Source organism: Agrilactobacillus composti DSM 18527 = JCM 14202, assembly GCF_001436375.1.
GTDB lineage: Bacteria > Bacillota > Bacilli > Lactobacillales > Lactobacillaceae > Agrilactobacillus > Agrilactobacillus composti.
Window position 1 is genome coordinate 195,471 of the sequence record NZ_AZGA01000002.1, and the last position, 16,143, is coordinate 211,613.

Consider the following 16,143-nt stretch of genomic DNA (forward strand, 5'->3'; position numbering starts at 1 on the left):
TCTTCAATCGCCTTTAGGATTTATTTTCATTCATTGTACCACTGTTCTTGCTATCTGGAAAGATAATCGCCGGTCGATTTTGCTGATTATCTGGCGCTTGATTTTGATTATAGTAGACTGGATCAAGCTGATGATCCGCATCACTTTGCCCTTGATCACTTGCTTGTGCAGGGTTAGTCGCTGCGTTTTGCGCATTGTCCCCTTGGCTTAGGGGATCTTGATGGGGAACAGGTCCGGCATCAGGGCTTGGGGCTGACGTCGTATCATATTGATTTTGGTCATCATATTGCCCATATTGATCTGCGTTAGCATCATGATCATCAAAATTATAATTTTGGGCAGTCCCAGGTTCAGCATAATCACTTTGGCCATCATAATTACCAGGCGTATTATAATCCAATTGCTGATTGGCAGCACCATTACTATTCCCCAAGGGCGTGTCGGTCAACAATTCATCCCAATCTGGACTTTTAACAATCTCCAATTGTGATTCCAACATGATTTGCAGGCGCTGGCGAAAAGTTCGGGTTTGTTTTTTCAAATCATCAGTTTCCCCAGTGATTTGTCTAGCTTTATCCGAAGCTTCTTGTAAAATCTGATTCGATTTATCCGTTGATTCATTTAACAGTTGTCGCGCCTGCTTTTCAGCATTGTCTTGGATGATTTCAGCTTCGCGTTGTGCATTGACCTTTACTTTGTCAGCAGCATCTTGAGCGACAATAATTGATTGATTTAAAGCATCCTTAAGGTCCGTGAAATAGGCAACCTTTTCTTGACTATCTTTCAATGCCCGTTCTACGTCCTCATTATGTCTGAGCAAAGCTTCATAATCTTTAATGATTTGCTCTAAGAAATCGTTCACCTGATCTTGATCATAGCCGCGAAATCTTACATTAAATTCTTTATTATGAATATCCAATGGTGTCAAAGCCATACTCCTAAGCCTCCAAAAAATCCCTCATTATTTACGCAGTGTTCGTATCTGTAATCGAATCTTTTCTTTTCTTGTTTGGCCTAAATCAGCCATAATTTGAAAACGACCATAATGGCGGACCGAAATCATGTCTAATTGATCTAAGTCATAATCCGGCTTGTCCATGACCCGCCAATTCACTTTCACTTGACCTGCCTCGATCATTGTCTTAGTCCGTTGTCGAGAAACATTAAATACATCGGCAACAACAGCATCCAGTCGCGGTGAGGAAACAACCAGGTTCTCTGATTCCCAGGCGACAATTGGTGTAATCACTCGGTCAAAATCAATTTTTTCTAGACGAACCTTGATTTTGCCCACATGATCCGTTTGACGGACCACAAAGTCAGCCACCGCTGAAGTGACAAATAACTGCCAATTACGTCCATCGGTGATAATATCCCCAAATACATCTCGATCAATCCCCAGATTGGCAATCGTACCTAAAATCTGCCCATGTTTTAATTCAGCAAATTTTTCCGGATAATTGATTTTAATGGGGGTAATCCCAAAGTCAGCGGGTGTGGGTTCAAAATAGTCCGGTGCAATGATCACCCGTTTTTGTTCTGCTTGATCATAACCACCAAATTCGTGAAGTTCAATTTGATCATCTCGATTCAAGGCATGAATGATAAAGTTTTGCCTTGGATCCAAAAACTCTGTCACAACAGGTCGATACTCTGTTGCTGCAGTTGTCATTAAGTCAGTCATCCGATCGATGAATGGTGCTTCATCTTTACGGAAATGCTGATAGATACCATTATCCATTTTGTCCTCCAATTACATGTTCACTAAAAAAGACAAAAAGCCGAGCAATCCGCGTTCAAGAAATTGCATTACCAAAATGGCAACGATTGGTGCAATACTGATACCAAAGATTGGTGGAATAAATCTTTCAAATAGATTTAAGTAGGGTCCCACAATCCGATTTAAGATCGCTGCAAATTTTGTATTGTAAGCATTGGGGATCCAGGAAAGCAGTGTATAAATGACAATTAGCCATGTATAAATGTTTGCTACCCAAGAAATCCCATAAGCCAATAGACCAATAAAGCCCAAATTGTCACCTCATAATTTAATTGTACTAGTTTAACTTTTTATCCCGAATGATATCGCTGATGCTGCCATCAATTTCAAATTTTGACGGCGTACATAAGAAAATACTCTCGCCTACCCGTTGGATTTCGCCTTTAATGGCAAATATCGTGCCGGTTAAGAAATCGATAATCCGACCAGCTTGTTTTTCATCAATGCGATTAAAGTTGACGATCACCGCACGACCATTGAGTAAATGGGTCCCTACTTCTTTGGCGTCGGAGTAAACTCTTGGTTCAAAAAGAATGATTTTACTTGTTTGATTATTTTTCACGGTATTCATGGCAACCACATTAGAATTGCTTTGTGGGCGAGTAGCCTGGCGGTTTTCAGCAGTCGGATTACTAGTTGGCTGTTGGGGAGCTGCAGGCCGCTCCTCCTCATTGGTTAAATCATTAAAATCTTCATCATTCATACCGAAAAAGCGACTAATTTTTTCAAATGCCATGATTCAAACCTCCAAATTGTTAAAAGTTGCCTATTTATGACGTCTCTTGAAAAATGGTGGTGTACTGTCATTATCGTCAGAATCACCTAAGGGTTCATCGGTTCTTTGAAAAATGTCAAAGCTCTTTTTCTCAACGTTGTTGAAATCTTGATTGTTGCCCCGACTACGTTGCCCTGGTTGTGGATCTTGACGAACGTCCCAGTTACCAAAAGGATCGTTGTTGTGATTCTTATTGGCAGCCGCTGGATTTGGGGTATTGGTAGGTTTGACACTTTGCGTCCGATCTGGTGTTGCTTGTTTAGCAGCAGCATTGCCAGCTGAGGTCAAATGAGACTGTTGTTTGCGGGGTTCTTCATGATCCTCAATGCCAGTGGCAATTACCGTAACATTCACTTCATCTTCTTGGTCTTTATCTTGATTGATCAAAACCCCAAAGATGATGTTCACATCGTTAGAAGCCGCTTGGGCAACAATGCCTGAGGCATCTTCTGCTTCGTGTAAAGAAAGGTCAGAACCACCGGTAATATTTAATAACACCTGTCTAGCACCATCAATGGAAGCTTCCAGTAATGGTGAGGAAATCGCCTTTTTAGTGGCTTCTACCGTGCGATTTTCACCTGTAGCTGAGCCGATTCCCATCAATGCCGTCCCTTGATTTTCCATCACTGTTTTGACGTCCGCAAAATCTAGGTTGATATACCCAGGTGCCGTGATCAAATCAGAGATACCTTGCACACCTTGGCGTAAGATGTTGTCAGAAGCATGGAAAGCTTCTAGCATTGGTGTCTTTTTATCAACTGTTTCTAATAAACGATTATTGGCAATAACCACCAACGTATCCACATGTTCCTTTAATGCAGCGATTCCTTCAGCAGCATTACGGCCTCTTTTAGGACCTTCAAAGGTAAATGGGCGGGTGACGACCCCAACGGTCAATGCACCTAAATCTTTCGCGGCTTTCGCCACAACTGGTGCAGCGCCGGTACCAGTACCGCCACCCATCCCAGCTGTGACAAAGACCATATCCGCGCCCTTTAACTTCTCTTGAATTTCTTCATCGCTTTCTTGAGCAGCTTTTAGGCCCATATCTGGGTTAGACCCTGCCCCTAATCCGCGGGTTAGTTTAGGGCCTAATTGAATTTTAGTTTCAGCTTTTGAACTGGCTAAGGCTTGTACATCGGTGTTAGCCACGATAAATTCTACACCTTGTACACCCTCATCGATCATTCGATTAACGGCGTTGCCTCCGGCACCACCAACACCAATAACTTTGATGATTGCGCCAGTGTCCTGCTGTGAATCTAGTGAGAATTCCATAGAATTTCCTCCTACTAAGAAAATTTAGATATTAGTTTACTTGAGATTATCTTATTCAAAAAAATTATTTAAAAAGCGTTTAAACCCTTCACTGCGTTTCTTCTTTTTCTTTTCTGGCTTGGGTTTTGGCTCTGGTTGCGGTGTTTTGGGTGTTGGGTCTTGATCTTCAACCACAGTTTGTTGTGGCTGAGCAACCGTTTGATAAGACGTTGTTTTGGCCGCATTTGCTTGCGCCATTGTTTGACTATAATCCGCACTGGCACTTGAAATTGGACTATGAACCAATACGTCAACTTCGGAAAGCTGGGAAACATAAGTTACCAAGCCAAACGCCTGCGAAAATGACGGGTGACGCAAACCCATTTGATCAGGGATATATATCTTGACGCCACGATGATAAAGCTCAGCCGCAAATTTGGCAATGTTCGGCAGTGCCGTCACACCACCCGTTAAGACCACGCCCCCAGGTAGGTCAAACGCATTGACTGCCGCCAAAGACTTTCCAAGACGGGTCAATATTTGCTCTAGGCGGGCTTCAATGATTTCAGCCAAGTATTTCTCACTCACCATTACCGAATCGTTTTGTCCCACAATATCAACTGGAAACTCTTCATCATCAGAAGCGGCTTGAACATCAGCATCACCATAATCGCGTTTTAATTTTTCAGCGTTTTCAAAGGATGTATTGAGGACAATTGAGATATCTTTAGTGATATACTCGCCGCCTTCTTGATCCACTTGGGTAAATTTCAATTTATGGTCATGAATGACCGCCGCGGTACTTTGGCCGCCACCTAAGTCAATTAAGATGGTGCCAAAATCTTGTTCACCATCGGTCAGGGCAACTTTCCCCAAAGCCAGTGGATTAACCACTAAATTCTTTAAATTTAAACCAGCTTTTGCAATACTTTTTTTAATGTTGTGAATAACTGTTTTAGGTGAGGTAAAGACGATGCCGTGCATTTCCAGCCGTACCCCAATCATTCCCCGTGGATCTTTAATACCATCAAAACCATCCACAATAAACTCATCCGGAACAAGGTCAACAATTTCTCTTTCTGGTGGTAAATTCCGAATCAAAGCAGCTGCTGCCACATTTTGAACGTCTTGATCGGTAATTTCTTTTGATTCATCGCTAACCGCAATCATGCCTTGGCAAGGTTCGATACTTAGCATATCCGCAGGGATTCCAGCGTAAACGTTAGTAATACTAACATTTGCTTTTTGCTCTGCTTGATGAACGGCATTTTGAATCGACGTAGCAACTTGATCAATGTCAACGACAATGCCTCGATTCATCCCCCGAGAGCGATCACTTCCAACACCGATAATATTCAATTGACCTTGAACAGATTCAGCAATAATCACTTTTATAGATGTGGTTCCAATATCTAACCCAACATATATTCCTGAATTGTCCATCTAAATGGAACCCCCTTACAAAATGCATAAATTCAATATTATTGTAACTTTAACACATATTTAAATTCTACCATATGTTCAAAAAATTAAGAAAGCCTTATTTTTTCCCGGATTTCGGGAAAGGATAAGCAAAAGCGCCAACTTCAAGGTCCACCACACCCTTTGTCTTTAAGGCCTTGGCATAAGTGGGATAGCGAATTAGCTTGGTCTGCATTGTCCGCAAATCGGCAACGACTTCGTTATTATCATTCATATACAGTCGAATTTGATATGGATTGATCTTAGAACCCGTTAAATGAATTTCGGAAATATCATTGTGAATACTTGTTGGTAAAGCGTTGAACGCTTTAATGAGCAAGTTCAACTTCTGCCCTTCCTTAAAGTTCTCAAGAACGGGTAGATTGCCGACTGGCTTAGAAATAGGCTCTGTTAAGATAATACCATTACTTAAAACGCTATAATAATGATTGCCCCGATTTAAGTAGCCAATACGCTGGTATTCTTGAACGTTAAAGACAATGTGATTCAAATTATGCACATTAAAGCTAACTTTTTTAATACCCGGCATATTTTTTTTAATTTTTTGGTTGATATTTTTTTTAGAAAATATCAATTGTAAAATATGGTCTGAAGCCTTGATACCACTGTTATCTATCACCTTTTGCTCAGGTATGAGATGCATGCCTTGCACATCAACTTCACCGACTTTACTAACCGGTGAGATGTAATAGAGTAAGAAGAATAATAACAACAAAAGTGGGACCAATACAATAGTTAAGTTTTTTATAAGATTTTTTCGGCGTATCTCAGATAAATTGGGCAGCACCTTGCCCACTGGTCGGGATTGGTTGCCCTGACTTTTTTGGGCCCGGTAGCGTTGCCATGGCTTCATCATCTCTAATGGCTCTTTTTTTACCTTTTTAGTCTTATGGCGACGTTTGCTATCAAAAAAGCCCATTTTAATCCACCTACTTCTTATTCACTAAATCCTGCATGACTTGAATCAAGTCATCAGCTGCTTTAGGCCGTCCTAATTTCTTAGAAGCAGCGGCCATGCTGCGGCGTAGTACATTATCTTGCATTAACGCGTCTGCGTTACGAATAAAACTTCTTTGACTTAATTGATCTTCCTTTAACATTAAAGCCGCCCCGGCGCGCACTAAGCTTTCCGCGTTTTTAGTTTGATGATCATGGGTTACATAAGGACTAGGGATCAAAATTGCCGGTACCCCTAACGCCGTAATTTCAGCAATACTGGTCGCCCCAGCCCGACCGACAATACCAGTCACATCTATCAACAAACTGGGCATATCTTCGATATAAGGCCGTATAACGATGTTATCGCTTTGCTTAGTGCCAAGGTGCTTCATAAATTGGGCATAATGAACTTGACCGGTGACAAATAAAACTTGGTAGGCCCGCTTGGCCAAATCATCGAAGGCATTTAAAAATGCTTGATTGATAGGCTCCGCTCCCCGACTGCCGCCAAAAACTAACAACGTTGGGACTTGGGGGTCTAACCCATAATCTTGCAAGCGTGCATTGGGTTCAACCCCAGCTACTTGCTGAGCTCTTGGATTACCAGTCATGACGATCTTTTTCTTCTCGGAAAATTGATTGGCGGCATCTTTAAATGAAATGGCAATTTTATCGACAAAATGACCCAAGAACTTGTTGGTCACACCGGCTATCGAGTTTTGTTCATGAATGACCGTGGGTATATGTAATCTCGCAGCGGCATAAAGGACTGCGCTGGAAACATATCCCCCTGTCCCAATAACGATATCTGGTTTAAAGTCACGAATCAAGGTTTTGGAACGATTAATACTTTTCATAAATAAAAACATAGTCTTAAAATTATCTAGACTCAACGAGCGCTTAATACCTTGAATCTCAATTGCTTCAAACTTGATGCCCTGTTCAGGCACAATTTTACTTTCAAGACCACGTTTGGTCCCAATATACAGAATTTCATTCTTATTAGCAATCTTTCGCTGTATTAATCGCTCAACTAAGGCTAAGGCTGGGTAAATGTGCCCCCCAGTGCCACCGCCTGAAATAATCACACGCATATATTTCTACTCCTGCTCTTTTTGAATGGCCTGATTAACATCGGCAATAAAGCGGTCACCCCGTTCTTCAAACGTATGAAATTGATCCCAACTTGCCGCCGCGGGTGACAGTAATAAGACATCCCCGGGTTGGATCAATTTAAAAGCAACTGGGACAGCGTGATCCAAATCGGCCACAATTGTCACATTTTCAACACCAGCAGCTTTTAAGGATTGGGCCATGAGTTGTTTGGTTTCGCCCCACAACACCGCGGCCTTAACGTGCTTTTTAAACAGCGGCTCAAGTTTTTCAAAGGTGAAGCCCCGGTCTAAACCGCCGCCCAGATAAACAATTGGCCGTTTGAAACTATTTAAAGCTACTTCTGTTGCTTCAATATTCGTGGCTTTAGAATCGTTATAAATGCGAACTTGATGCCACTCTTCCACGAACTGTAGGCGATGCTTGACCCCAGTGAAAGATGTTAACACGCTGACAATCGCTTCAGTCGTCACACCCATGATTTTTGCCACGGCAATGGCGGCTAACGCATTTTCCACGTTGTGTTCCCCAGGGATCTTAATATCATCGCTAGCCATGATATATTCCCCTTTATAATACAGCTTGCCATCAACTTCATAACTCCCCGCTTGGGTTTTGTTAAGCCGTGAAAATGGCACCACTTGGGCGTGGCTGCGTTGGCTAAGATCTTGCCATTCTTTGGAATCCCAATTGACCACAAAATAATCATCTGGGGTTTGGTTCATCGTGATTCGCATCTTAGCATTTACATAATTTTCCCGTGTTTTGTGATAGTCCAAATGGGCTTCATAAATATTGGTCAAAACCGCAATATGTGGCCGCATTTTGGTGATGCCCAACAATTGAAAACTAGAAAGTTCGGTAACCATGACATTTTTAGCCGTGACTTTTTCAGCAACTTCTGTGGCCGGAATGCCAATGTTCCCGGATAAATAAGCGTAAGGCTGCGCTTTACCAGCGTTAAGCATTAAACTGATCAAGGTCGTCGTTGTGGTCTTCCCATTGGTACCAGTGACGCCGATCATCGGCGCTTCAGAGATTTCATAAGCCAATTCTGGTTCGGTGATAATTGGAATATGTTTTTGCTGGGCCTTTTCCACCATCGGATTGGTATACGGAATCCCAGGATTTTTGACCATTAGCACAAAATCTTCATCTAATAACTCTAAGGGATGACTCCCAGTAATCACCCGGATTCCCTCGTCTAATAGGGCCTGGGCGTCAGGGTTTTCTTCAAAGGGTTTAATATCATTGACGGTAACCAAGGCCCCTAAGCGATGTAATAATTGTGCCGCATGGACCCCACTTCTAGCTAATCCTAAGACCAATACCTTCTGATTTTCATATGTAGCAACTGCTTTCATTGTTGGTTAACTTCCTTTTTATAAGAATATCAATAAATAAATAACTGTGAAAATAAGGCTGGCACACCAAAAAGTGATAACCACCCGCCACTCAGACCAACCACTCATTTCAAAGTGATGGTGGATTGGGGTCATTTTAAAAATACGTTTACCCGTGAGTTTAAAAGAGGCAACTTGCAAAATAACACTGGCGGTTTCAATCACAAAAACTAGCCCAATTAGTAGCAAGGACCATTCGCGATGCAATAAAATCGCAACTGCGGCTAACACGCCACCAATCGCTAACGAGCCCACATCCCCCATAAATATTTTGGCAGGTTTATGATTAAAAATCAAAAATCCAGCTAAGCCCCCCACAAATGCCAGGGTCAAAATCAAGATGTCCATTTGCCCTTGTCGATAAGCGATCAAGGCATAGGCCAAAAACGCGATGATCCCTAAACCACCTACCAAGCCATCCAAACCATCCGTTAAATTCACCGCGTTTGAAAAGCCCACCAGCCAAAATAATACGAAAACAATATATAACACGTTTGAGCTGACTTGCCCTAATAAAGGGATATATAACGTGTGCTGCAGACCATCGTTGAAGAAGACAATTAAAAAGACCACACCACCCACTATTTGGGCCAAAAACTTTTGCCAAGCCTTTAAGCCTAAATTACGTTTCATGAATATTTTAACGCTGTCATCTAAAAAGCCAATGGCCCCGTATAAAATCATGATAAATAACGTGATCAACAAGCTATGGGTTAAATGATGCTGCCAAAACCCCACCGCAAGTGTCGCTACTAAAACGGCCACTAAAAAGGCCAAGCCTCCCATGGTGGGGGTACCAGATTTCTTTTCGTGCCACTTTGGCCCTTCTTCACGAATTGTTTGGCCTTCTTTATGCCGCCTAAAATATCGGATCATGCTTGGCATAACTAAAACTGTTAAAAGAAATGTGCCAACGAGGGCCACTAACATCTGCATATCCATAAATCTACCCAAATCCCCTATTCTGTTTTTTTAGAAGCTAATTGAACTTCCAGGTTACTGCTACTGTTTAGCAAATGATTTTTCGCAATACTTTGCTTGACCACGTAGCCATCACCTTTGAATTTTATTTTGATACCACTGATTTCAGCTAATTTTAACACATCATTTTTAGACCAGCCGGTAATATCTGGCATGGTCATGGCACCATTGGTCAGCAAAACCGCCCGTTGACCCGCTAAAACATTTTCCTGGGCTAATGGCAATTGTTGCACCACTTTGTCTCCAGAGCCCACCAAACTATAGGTTAACCCGGTAGTTTCTAATAACTTACTGGCAGCGGCCACAGATTTACCCGCTAAATTAGGCATGGCTGTGGTTTTAACATTGCTTACACTCGTGCCGTTATTATACTCAAGCGCCCGTTGTAAGATGGGATTAAACGCACTGGCCAAAATCTGTTCCGGTGCTGCGGTCATTTTTTGCGGCTGGCGCATGGTAATGTAGAGCATATATTTAGGGTGATCAATGGGCGCCATCCCCACCACCGAGAAGATATAATTACTATCGCCCGTGAGATATTGGCCATTTTGCGCAATCTGAGCAGTCCCAGTCTTAACACCGATCTCATAACCCGGCACTGAATACACCATCCCGGTCCCATAGGTCTTATTCACCACATCTTTCATGGCATCTCGGACCTGTTCGGCCGTGCTTTTGGTGATGGGATGCCCCACCACTGTTTTTTGAGTTTTATTGGTTTTCCCAGTATTAGGGTCGGTAATGGCGGCGACGATTTGCGGTTTAACCATAGTACCATTGTTGGCAATGGCCGAAAACGCCTGCATCATTTGCATGGTATTCACATTGACCCCTTGCCCAAAGGCCGTAATCGCCTGATCAACCGGTTGTTTGAAGGCCACACTGCCGGCAGATTCCCCTGGCAGTTGCACATTGGTCTTTTGACCGATTCCAAACCGATTTAAATATTTTTTCCAAATTGGGGCTCCCATTTGTTGCTCAATCTTCACAAAGCCTACGTTACTAGACCGGGGAAAAGCTTCACTATACGGAATACTCCCCCAACCAGTGATATTCCAATCCCGAATCACACTGCCGCCGACATTAACGGCCCCAGAAGTATAGTACGCATTTGGGGTATAGCGGCCTGAGTCAATTGAAGCACTCAAACTTAGGATTTTCATAACGGAACCAGGTTCATAGGTATCTTGAACTAAGGCATTGCGCCACGAACTGTCTAAGCCCACTTTAGTGCTGGGATTGAAAGTTGGCCGCTGGGTAGCCGCTAAAATCTTGCCGGTGCTAGGATCCATCAAAGTAGCCGTCATGCTCACAGGCTGATACTTTTGGGCCACTTCCCCAATCACACTTTCCATATAGGACTGCAGTCTAGCATCCAAGGTCAATTGAATATCCTGCCCGTTTTTAGGCTGCTTCAGGGTCTTGCGGGTATTCGGCAGCTCATACCCAAAGGAATCAGTTTTAAATTGGCTATAGCCATTTTTACCCGTTAAGATGTTGTTAAAATAAGCTTCAATGCCCATGACCCCCTTTAGTGAACCCTGGGCAGAGTTTTTAGACATATCCGTTTGGGCCAAACCAACCACATTAGCGGCGAAGGTTCCATTAGGATAAAGCCGGGATGGGGTTTTGGTGAAAAAGATACCTGGTAACTTTTGGGCATCGATTTTCTTTTTAATGTCCAAACTAATACTTTTACCCGCATTACCAAATTCTACTTGATAAGGTTTGGTCTTTTTGGGTGTCAAGACCGCATAGATCTTCTTTTCACTTAGCGGAATATAACGGGCGAGGATCTTAGCCGTTTTGGCCTTATCCTTCACATACAGCGGCTTGCCATCATCTGAAAGATGACTGGGATCAATGACGGCAAACAAATTATACACATTCGAATCTTCGGCAATGATATTGCCATGGGCATCTTCAATTTTACCCCGGGTGGCGATCAATTGCCGATCTTGATCATATTTACTAGCCGTTTTTTGGGACAAGCTTACATTATTTAATCTACCGGAAGCGACTATGTAAGTAAAGCGTCCAATAAATATGAAAAAAAGCCCTACCACTACAAGGAGTAGGACTATACCAAACAAATTTCTATTGCGCCGGATCCGGCTGTGCTTATGTATTTTATTTGAAGATTGTTTACTCATTTTGAAACGTTCCTTACCGCTTGTTCATTAAATGTGAGGCCGTGGGTTTTTGCAAAGTGCTGCAGGCGATCAGAGCTGTTTAGTGTGCCAATCTCTTGTTTCAAATCATTATTATTTGAAGTGACATTCGTGATTTGGCTATTGACCGTTTGCAACGTTCGTTGGGAATCGCCCAGCGCTATTCTAGCACTGACTAGTGCAATCATGAAGCATAATACCAAAACACTACCGACAGCAATTGCAGCGCGTTCAATAAAAGAAAATGGTACTTTGACGTCTACACTGCTGGGGCTTACTTGTACAACAGTTTTTGGTGCCGCTTGTTGGGGCACCGCTACTTGAGTCTCATCAAAATTTTTTCTTGCAGTATTATCCATAATTTTCACGCTCCCGAACTGAAATTAATGATGTGAGGCCATATTTTTTTCTGCAACCCTTAATCGCGCACTGTGGGCACGATGGTTCTCTTCAAGCTCATCGGATTCAGGGATGATCGGCTTTTTGGTGATCATTTTTAACGTTGGCTGTTGATCATCTGGGATGATCGGTAAGCCCTTTGGTAAATCTGGTAATCTTGAATATTTTTTAAAAGTTTCAGCCACAATTCGATCTTCTAAAGACTGAAAAGTAATTGCGGCAATCCGGCCTTTTGGTGCTAATAAATCAATGGCTTGTTCTAAAGAACTGCGTAAAACTGCCATTTCATCATTGACCGCAATGCGTAGTGCTTGAAAGGTCCGCTTGGCAGGATGCCCACCAGTCCGTCTAGTGGCAGCTGGAATGGCGTTTTTGACAATTTCGGCCAATTGGGTCGTCGTAGTGATTTCCCCTTGAGCCCGTTGTTTCTCAATAGCCCGGGCAATCCGTTTGGCAAATCGTTCTTCCCCATAACGGTAAATTATCTTTTGCAAGTCGTTAAAAGACCATTCGTTAACAATTTTTTGCGCTGTTAAATCCTGACTTTGGTCCATGCGCATATCCAAAGGGGCTTCTAACTTATAGCTAAATCCCCGCTTAGCATTATCAAATTGGGGTGAAGATACCCCTAAATCATAGGCGATCCCATTAATATGCTGGACCTCTTTTTGCGCTAAAGCTGTTTTTAGATTCGCGAAATTGGTGGGCATTAAAACCAGCTTGCCCGTGGCAATGACCTCAGGTAAGTTTTTCTGAGCATTGATAATGGCGGTTTGATCTTGATCAAAGGCATAAAGCTTGCCAGTTGTCAGCTCATCTAAAATTAGCTTGGTATGTCCACCCCCACCTAGGGTGGCATCCACATAAATACCCGTTGGATCGATGTTTAACATCTTGACCGTCTCTGTTAAAAGTACTGTTTTGTGTTTAAAAGTCGCCATTATCCACCTCCGTTCAAAAATCAATATCCATCAAATTTTCAGCTGTTTTATCAAAATCTTGCGTCATTTGTGCATCGAATTGCGTCCAAGCAGTGGCACTCCAAATTTCAATGCGATTAGAAACACCCACCAAAACACATTCTTTGGTGAGGTTAGCATAAGTTAACAATGGCTGGGGAATGTTGATCCGGCCTTGTTTATCAAAGGTCAGCTCTGCAGCAGCGGCGTAAAAAAAACGCACAAAAGCCCGAGCGTCTTTTTTCGTTAAGGGCAGTTGGGTCAGCTTAGTTTCTAACACATGCCATTGGGCCATGGGATAACCGAATAAACAGCCATCCAAACCCCGGGTCAATATAAATTGTTCATCTAATTCCTTACGAAACTTTGCTGGAATAATCAAACGACCTTTTGTGTCTAAATTATGCCGATACTCACCAAGCAACATGCCCTTCACCTCGCTATTACCAACTAGTTCAGTCTACCACAATACCCCACTATCTACCACAAAATGACCACCATATTTACTAATTTTTCAAAAAAAACACCTGGTCCCATCCCCGGTGGGACAACGTTTGTCCGTTTTATTAATCTAATATATCTTATTTTGTATATTATGATAGAAAAATAAGTATTATCATCAAAAAATATCAAATTTATATAAATATTTTATAGAATATGAAAACACCAAACGGGAATTTGCACCACGTAAAAAAGCAGGCCAAGGCCTGCTTTCTTAAGAAAATCTTTAGAAAATCAGTAATATTAGGAATACCACATACCAAATCGTGGTCAAAATAAAGACCAGCCGCCACAAATATCTAAAATATCGTTTTAAAATAAGCTCATGGTCCACCAGCGCCTGAAAAAGCGCTAGGAAAATCCCCAGGCATAAAATGACCACGAGTAATATTTCCCACATTGAGATCTTTAAATGTCCCAAACTGATCAACTGGACGCCAACCGCATTAAACACCGGTAAAAAATCAGCCAATCGCAGCCTATATTTGGTGTCTTTTAACATGCGCCGGATAACCAGACCTATCACTAAGCCGATCCAAGGTATTATAATACCAGCAACTACTAATCTCACCTTTAAGTTCTCCTTAATTAATTTTGCAATCTTGCTATAATTATAGTAGACTGTTGTACGTAATTTCGACAAGGTGGTAACCCATGAAAAAAGAAAAAAGTACCTTCTCAAAAATCATTAAAGTTGTCATTTGGGCCATGCTGATCATTACAGTTGGCAGTATGGTGGTCACTGCAATCGTTCAGTTGATGCCCCAGTAGGCGACGTCATTTAAAATCAACACACCTTGAAACATTGTACCGGTCAAAACATGGCCCGGCAATGTTTCTTTTTTTATAAATGTATCATTCTCAGGAAATTAATCAATTTAGCAATTGATGTATCACGTTTTTTTTGATATTCTTAACATCAGATTAAAATCTATGAAAATATTCATTATAAATGTGAGGCTAGTATTGTGAAAGTTGCAAAATTCGGTGGCAGTTCTTTAGCAAGCGGTGGTCAGCTCCAAAAGGTGATCAATATCATTAAAGCTGATCCAAAACGGAAAATCGTGGTGGTTTCCGCACCCGGTAAACGTACCAAAGATGATACAAAGGTTACCGATCTTTTAATTAAATATTGCAACACGGTTATTAATAACGAAGATCCCACCGGTATCCAATCCAAAATCATTCAACGCTATCGGGCCATTGGGGAACACTTCAACCTGCCTGAAGGCGAATTACAACCCATCATTACAGGTATTGAACAGTTAGCGACCCAGGTTTTCCCAAGTCGGGCTTACCAGATGGCGGCTTTTAAAGCTGCTGGGGAGAATAACAATGCCAAATTAGTGGCGGCTGTCTTCAATCATCAAGGTATCCCTGCCCAATATATGAACCCCAAAGATATTGGCCTGATGGTAACAGACGTGCCCAATGATGCCCAGATTTTAGATTTCAGTTACAAACAATTAGCAGGTCTGTCAGAATACACGAAGACATTAGTTATTCCCGGATTCTTTGGCTACAATCAGGCTGGGGAAGTTTGTACTTTTTCAAGAGGCGGCTCAGACATTACTGGGGCCATTGTGGCCAAGGCTGTGGCAGCTGAAGAATATGAAAACTTTACAGATGTAGATGCTATTTATGCGGCCAATCCCAATATCATTCCAAATCCTCGTAAAATCACCCACCTCACTTTCCAAGAGATGCGTGAATTATCTTACGCCGGCTTTTCTGTATTCCATGATGAAGCTTTGATTCCCGCCATTGAAGGGAAGGTCCCCGTGGTGGTCAAAAATACCAACCATCCTGATCTGCCGGGCACCTTAATTTCGGAAACAAAACCGATTGATCAAAAAAATATTGTCTCCGGTATTGCCAGTGACAGTGGTTTCACCGGCATCTACCTGCGGAAATATTTAATGAACAAACAAGTTGGGTTTACTTTAAAATTATTGCAAATTTTAGCTGACTTTGGTGTTTCATATGAACACATGCCTTCTGGGATCGATGATTTGACCATTATTATCCGCAGTCGGGAGTTAACGCCGGATTTAGAAGCTAAGATTCAAAGCCGCATCGAGTCTGAGATTCATCCCGATGACTTTCAGATTACCCATAACTATGCCATGGTGATGATCGTAGGCGAAGGCATCCAAGATCGTATCGGTACGATGGCAGCTGCCACAGCTAGTATTGCTGCAGCTAACGTTTCAATTGTCATGCTAAACCACGGTGCCTCCCCAGTTTCCATCACCATTGGGATTCGGGATTCTGACGCTGACCAAGCCGTTAAGAGCTTATATGACACTTTTATCAACCATAAGCCTGTCCACCTCATGGATGGCATCTTATAGCCTTAAAAATGGCCGCCAAACAAATTGGC

At 42.2% G+C, this 16,143-nt stretch carries 17 protein-coding genes; 2 read left to right on the forward strand and 15 right to left on the reverse strand.

Translation table 11 applies throughout. The features are described from left to right. Positions 1–13: 13 nt before the first annotated feature. The 15 genes from FC83_RS17595 to FC83_RS01275 form a co-directional block, all read right to left on the reverse strand. Positions 14–934, reverse strand: coding sequence for a DivIVA domain-containing protein (locus FC83_RS17595; RefSeq protein WP_081763007.1), 921 nt, complete (start codon positions 932–934; stop codon positions 14–16). 27 nt (positions 935–961) lie between these two features. After that, entirely contained in the window at positions 962–1,741 is a 780-nt protein-coding gene (locus tag FC83_RS01210; protein WP_057002283.1) for a YlmH family RNA-binding protein, read from the reverse strand. A 12-nt stretch (positions 1,742–1,753) separates the two neighbouring features. Further along, positions 1,754–2,032, reverse strand: coding sequence for a YggT family protein (locus FC83_RS01215; protein WP_035451570.1), 279 nt, complete (start codon positions 2,030–2,032; stop codon positions 1,754–1,756). A 25-nt stretch (positions 2,033–2,057) separates the two neighbouring features. Beyond that, positions 2,058–2,516 (reverse strand): cell division protein SepF, encoded by a 459-nt coding sequence (locus FC83_RS01220; RefSeq protein ID WP_035451568.1) that lies wholly within the window; start codon positions 2,514–2,516, stop codon positions 2,058–2,060. Positions 2,517–2,546: 30 nt separating this feature from the next. Next, a complete protein-coding gene (gene ftsZ, locus FC83_RS01225) occupies positions 2,547–3,833 on the reverse strand; it encodes a cell division protein FtsZ (protein WP_035451565.1) in 1,287 nt (428 codons plus the stop codon). Positions 3,834–3,884: 51 nt separating this feature from the next. Next, positions 3,885–5,255, reverse strand: coding sequence for a cell division protein FtsA (gene ftsA / locus FC83_RS01230; protein ID WP_035451562.1), 1,371 nt, complete (start codon positions 5,253–5,255; stop codon positions 3,885–3,887). 97 nt (positions 5,256–5,352) lie between these two features. Further along, positions 5,353–6,150 carry a cell division protein FtsQ/DivIB gene (locus FC83_RS01235; RefSeq protein ID WP_161633782.1) on the reverse strand — a complete coding sequence of 266 codons (798 nt, stop codon included), beginning with the start codon at positions 6,148–6,150 and terminating at the stop codon, positions 5,353–5,355. Positions 6,151–6,223: 73 nt separating this feature from the next. After that, positions 6,224–7,327, reverse strand: a complete 1,104-nt coding sequence (gene murG / locus FC83_RS01240) for an undecaprenyldiphospho-muramoylpentapeptide beta-N-acetylglucosaminyltransferase (RefSeq protein ID WP_035451560.1) — start codon at positions 7,325–7,327, stop codon at positions 6,224–6,226. Positions 7,328–7,333: 6 nt separating this feature from the next. Continuing rightward, the gene (gene murD, locus FC83_RS01245; protein ID WP_035451558.1) at positions 7,334–8,710 is read right to left on the reverse strand and encodes a UDP-N-acetylmuramoyl-L-alanine--D-glutamate ligase; all 1,377 of its coding nucleotides are present in this window, start codon (positions 8,708–8,710) and stop codon (positions 7,334–7,336) included. Between the two features lie 18 nt (positions 8,711–8,728). Next, complete coding sequence (gene mraY, locus FC83_RS01250; RefSeq protein WP_035451557.1) at positions 8,729–9,691, reverse strand: phospho-N-acetylmuramoyl-pentapeptide-transferase; 963 nt, start codon at positions 9,689–9,691, stop codon at positions 8,729–8,731. Between the two features lie 17 nt (positions 9,692–9,708). Beyond that, positions 9,709–11,883: a penicillin-binding protein gene (locus FC83_RS01255; RefSeq protein WP_057002284.1), complete on the reverse strand. Its 2,175-nt coding sequence runs from the start codon at positions 11,881–11,883 to the stop codon at positions 9,709–9,711. Next, entirely contained in the window at positions 11,880–12,260 is a 381-nt protein-coding gene (gene ftsL, locus FC83_RS01260) for a cell division protein FtsL (protein ID WP_052004510.1), read from the reverse strand. The genes FC83_RS01255 and ftsL overlap by 4 nt, the downstream gene beginning before the upstream one ends. A gap of 24 nt (positions 12,261–12,284) precedes the next feature. After that, entirely contained in the window at positions 12,285–13,241 is a 957-nt protein-coding gene (gene rsmH, locus FC83_RS01265) for a 16S rRNA (cytosine(1402)-N(4))-methyltransferase RsmH (protein ID WP_035451553.1), read from the reverse strand. Positions 13,242–13,254: 13 nt separating this feature from the next. Next, positions 13,255–13,686, reverse strand: coding sequence for a division/cell wall cluster transcriptional repressor MraZ (gene mraZ, locus FC83_RS01270; RefSeq protein WP_057002285.1), 432 nt, complete (start codon positions 13,684–13,686; stop codon positions 13,255–13,257). Between the two features lie 300 nt (positions 13,687–13,986). Next, on the reverse strand, positions 13,987–14,331 hold the full coding sequence (locus FC83_RS01275; protein WP_035453804.1) for a DUF3397 family protein: 345 nt from the start codon (positions 14,329–14,331) through the stop codon (positions 13,987–13,989). An 83-nt stretch (positions 14,332–14,414) separates the two neighbouring features. On the opposite strand from FC83_RS01275, the gene FC83_RS16830 reads away from it, so the two are divergent. Continuing rightward, a complete protein-coding gene (locus FC83_RS16830; protein WP_081763117.1) occupies positions 14,415–14,531 on the forward strand; it encodes a DUF4044 domain-containing protein in 117 nt (38 codons plus the stop codon). Positions 14,532–14,728: 197 nt separating this feature from the next. Then, positions 14,729–16,114, forward strand: a complete 1,386-nt coding sequence (locus FC83_RS01280; protein ID WP_057002286.1) for an aspartate kinase — start codon at positions 14,729–14,731, stop codon at positions 16,112–16,114. Positions 16,115–16,143: the final 29 nt, after the last annotated feature.

Excerpts from the sequence above, each read along its gene's own strand:
- FC83_RS17595 (WP_081763007.1), bottom strand. The coding sequence starts at position 934 with ATGGCTTTGACACCATTGGATATTCATAATAAAGAATTTAATGTAAGA.
- FC83_RS01210 (WP_057002283.1), bottom strand. The coding sequence starts at position 1,741 with ATGGATAATGGTATCTATCAGCATTTCCGTAAAGATGAAGCACCATTC.
- FC83_RS01220 (WP_035451568.1), bottom strand. The coding sequence starts at position 2,516 with ATGGCATTTGAAAAAATTAGTCGCTTTTTCGGTATGAATGATGAAGAT.
- ftsZ (WP_035451565.1), bottom strand. The coding sequence starts at position 3,833 with ATGGAATTCTCACTAGATTCACAGCAGGACACTGGCGCAATCATCAAA.
- ftsA (WP_035451562.1), bottom strand. The coding sequence starts at position 5,255 with ATGGACAATTCAGGAATATATGTTGGGTTAGATATTGGAACCACATCT.
- FC83_RS01235 (WP_161633782.1), bottom strand. The coding sequence starts at position 6,150 with ATGATGAAGCCATGGCAACGCTACCGGGCCCAAAAAAGTCAGGGCAAC.
- murG (WP_035451560.1), bottom strand. The coding sequence starts at position 7,327 with ATGCGTGTGATTATTTCAGGCGGTGGCACTGGGGGGCACATTTACCCA.
- murD (WP_035451558.1), bottom strand. The coding sequence starts at position 8,710 with ATGAAAGCAGTTGCTACATATGAAAATCAGAAGGTATTGGTCTTAGGA.
- mraY (WP_035451557.1), bottom strand. The coding sequence starts at position 9,691 with ATGGATATGCAGATGTTAGTGGCCCTCGTTGGCACATTTCTTTTAACA.
- FC83_RS01255 (WP_057002284.1), bottom strand. The coding sequence starts at position 11,883 with ATGAGTAAACAATCTTCAAATAAAATACATAAGCACAGCCGGATCCGG.
- ftsL (WP_052004510.1), bottom strand. The coding sequence starts at position 12,260 with ATGGATAATACTGCAAGAAAAAATTTTGATGAGACTCAAGTAGCGGTG.
- rsmH (WP_035451553.1), bottom strand. The coding sequence starts at position 13,241 with ATGGCGACTTTTAAACACAAAACAGTACTTTTAACAGAGACGGTCAAG.
- mraZ (WP_057002285.1), bottom strand. The coding sequence starts at position 13,686 with ATGTTGCTTGGTGAGTATCGGCATAATTTAGACACAAAAGGTCGTTTG.
- FC83_RS16830 (WP_081763117.1), top strand. The coding sequence starts at position 14,415 with ATGAAAAAAGAAAAAAGTACCTTCTCAAAAATCATTAAAGTTGTCATT.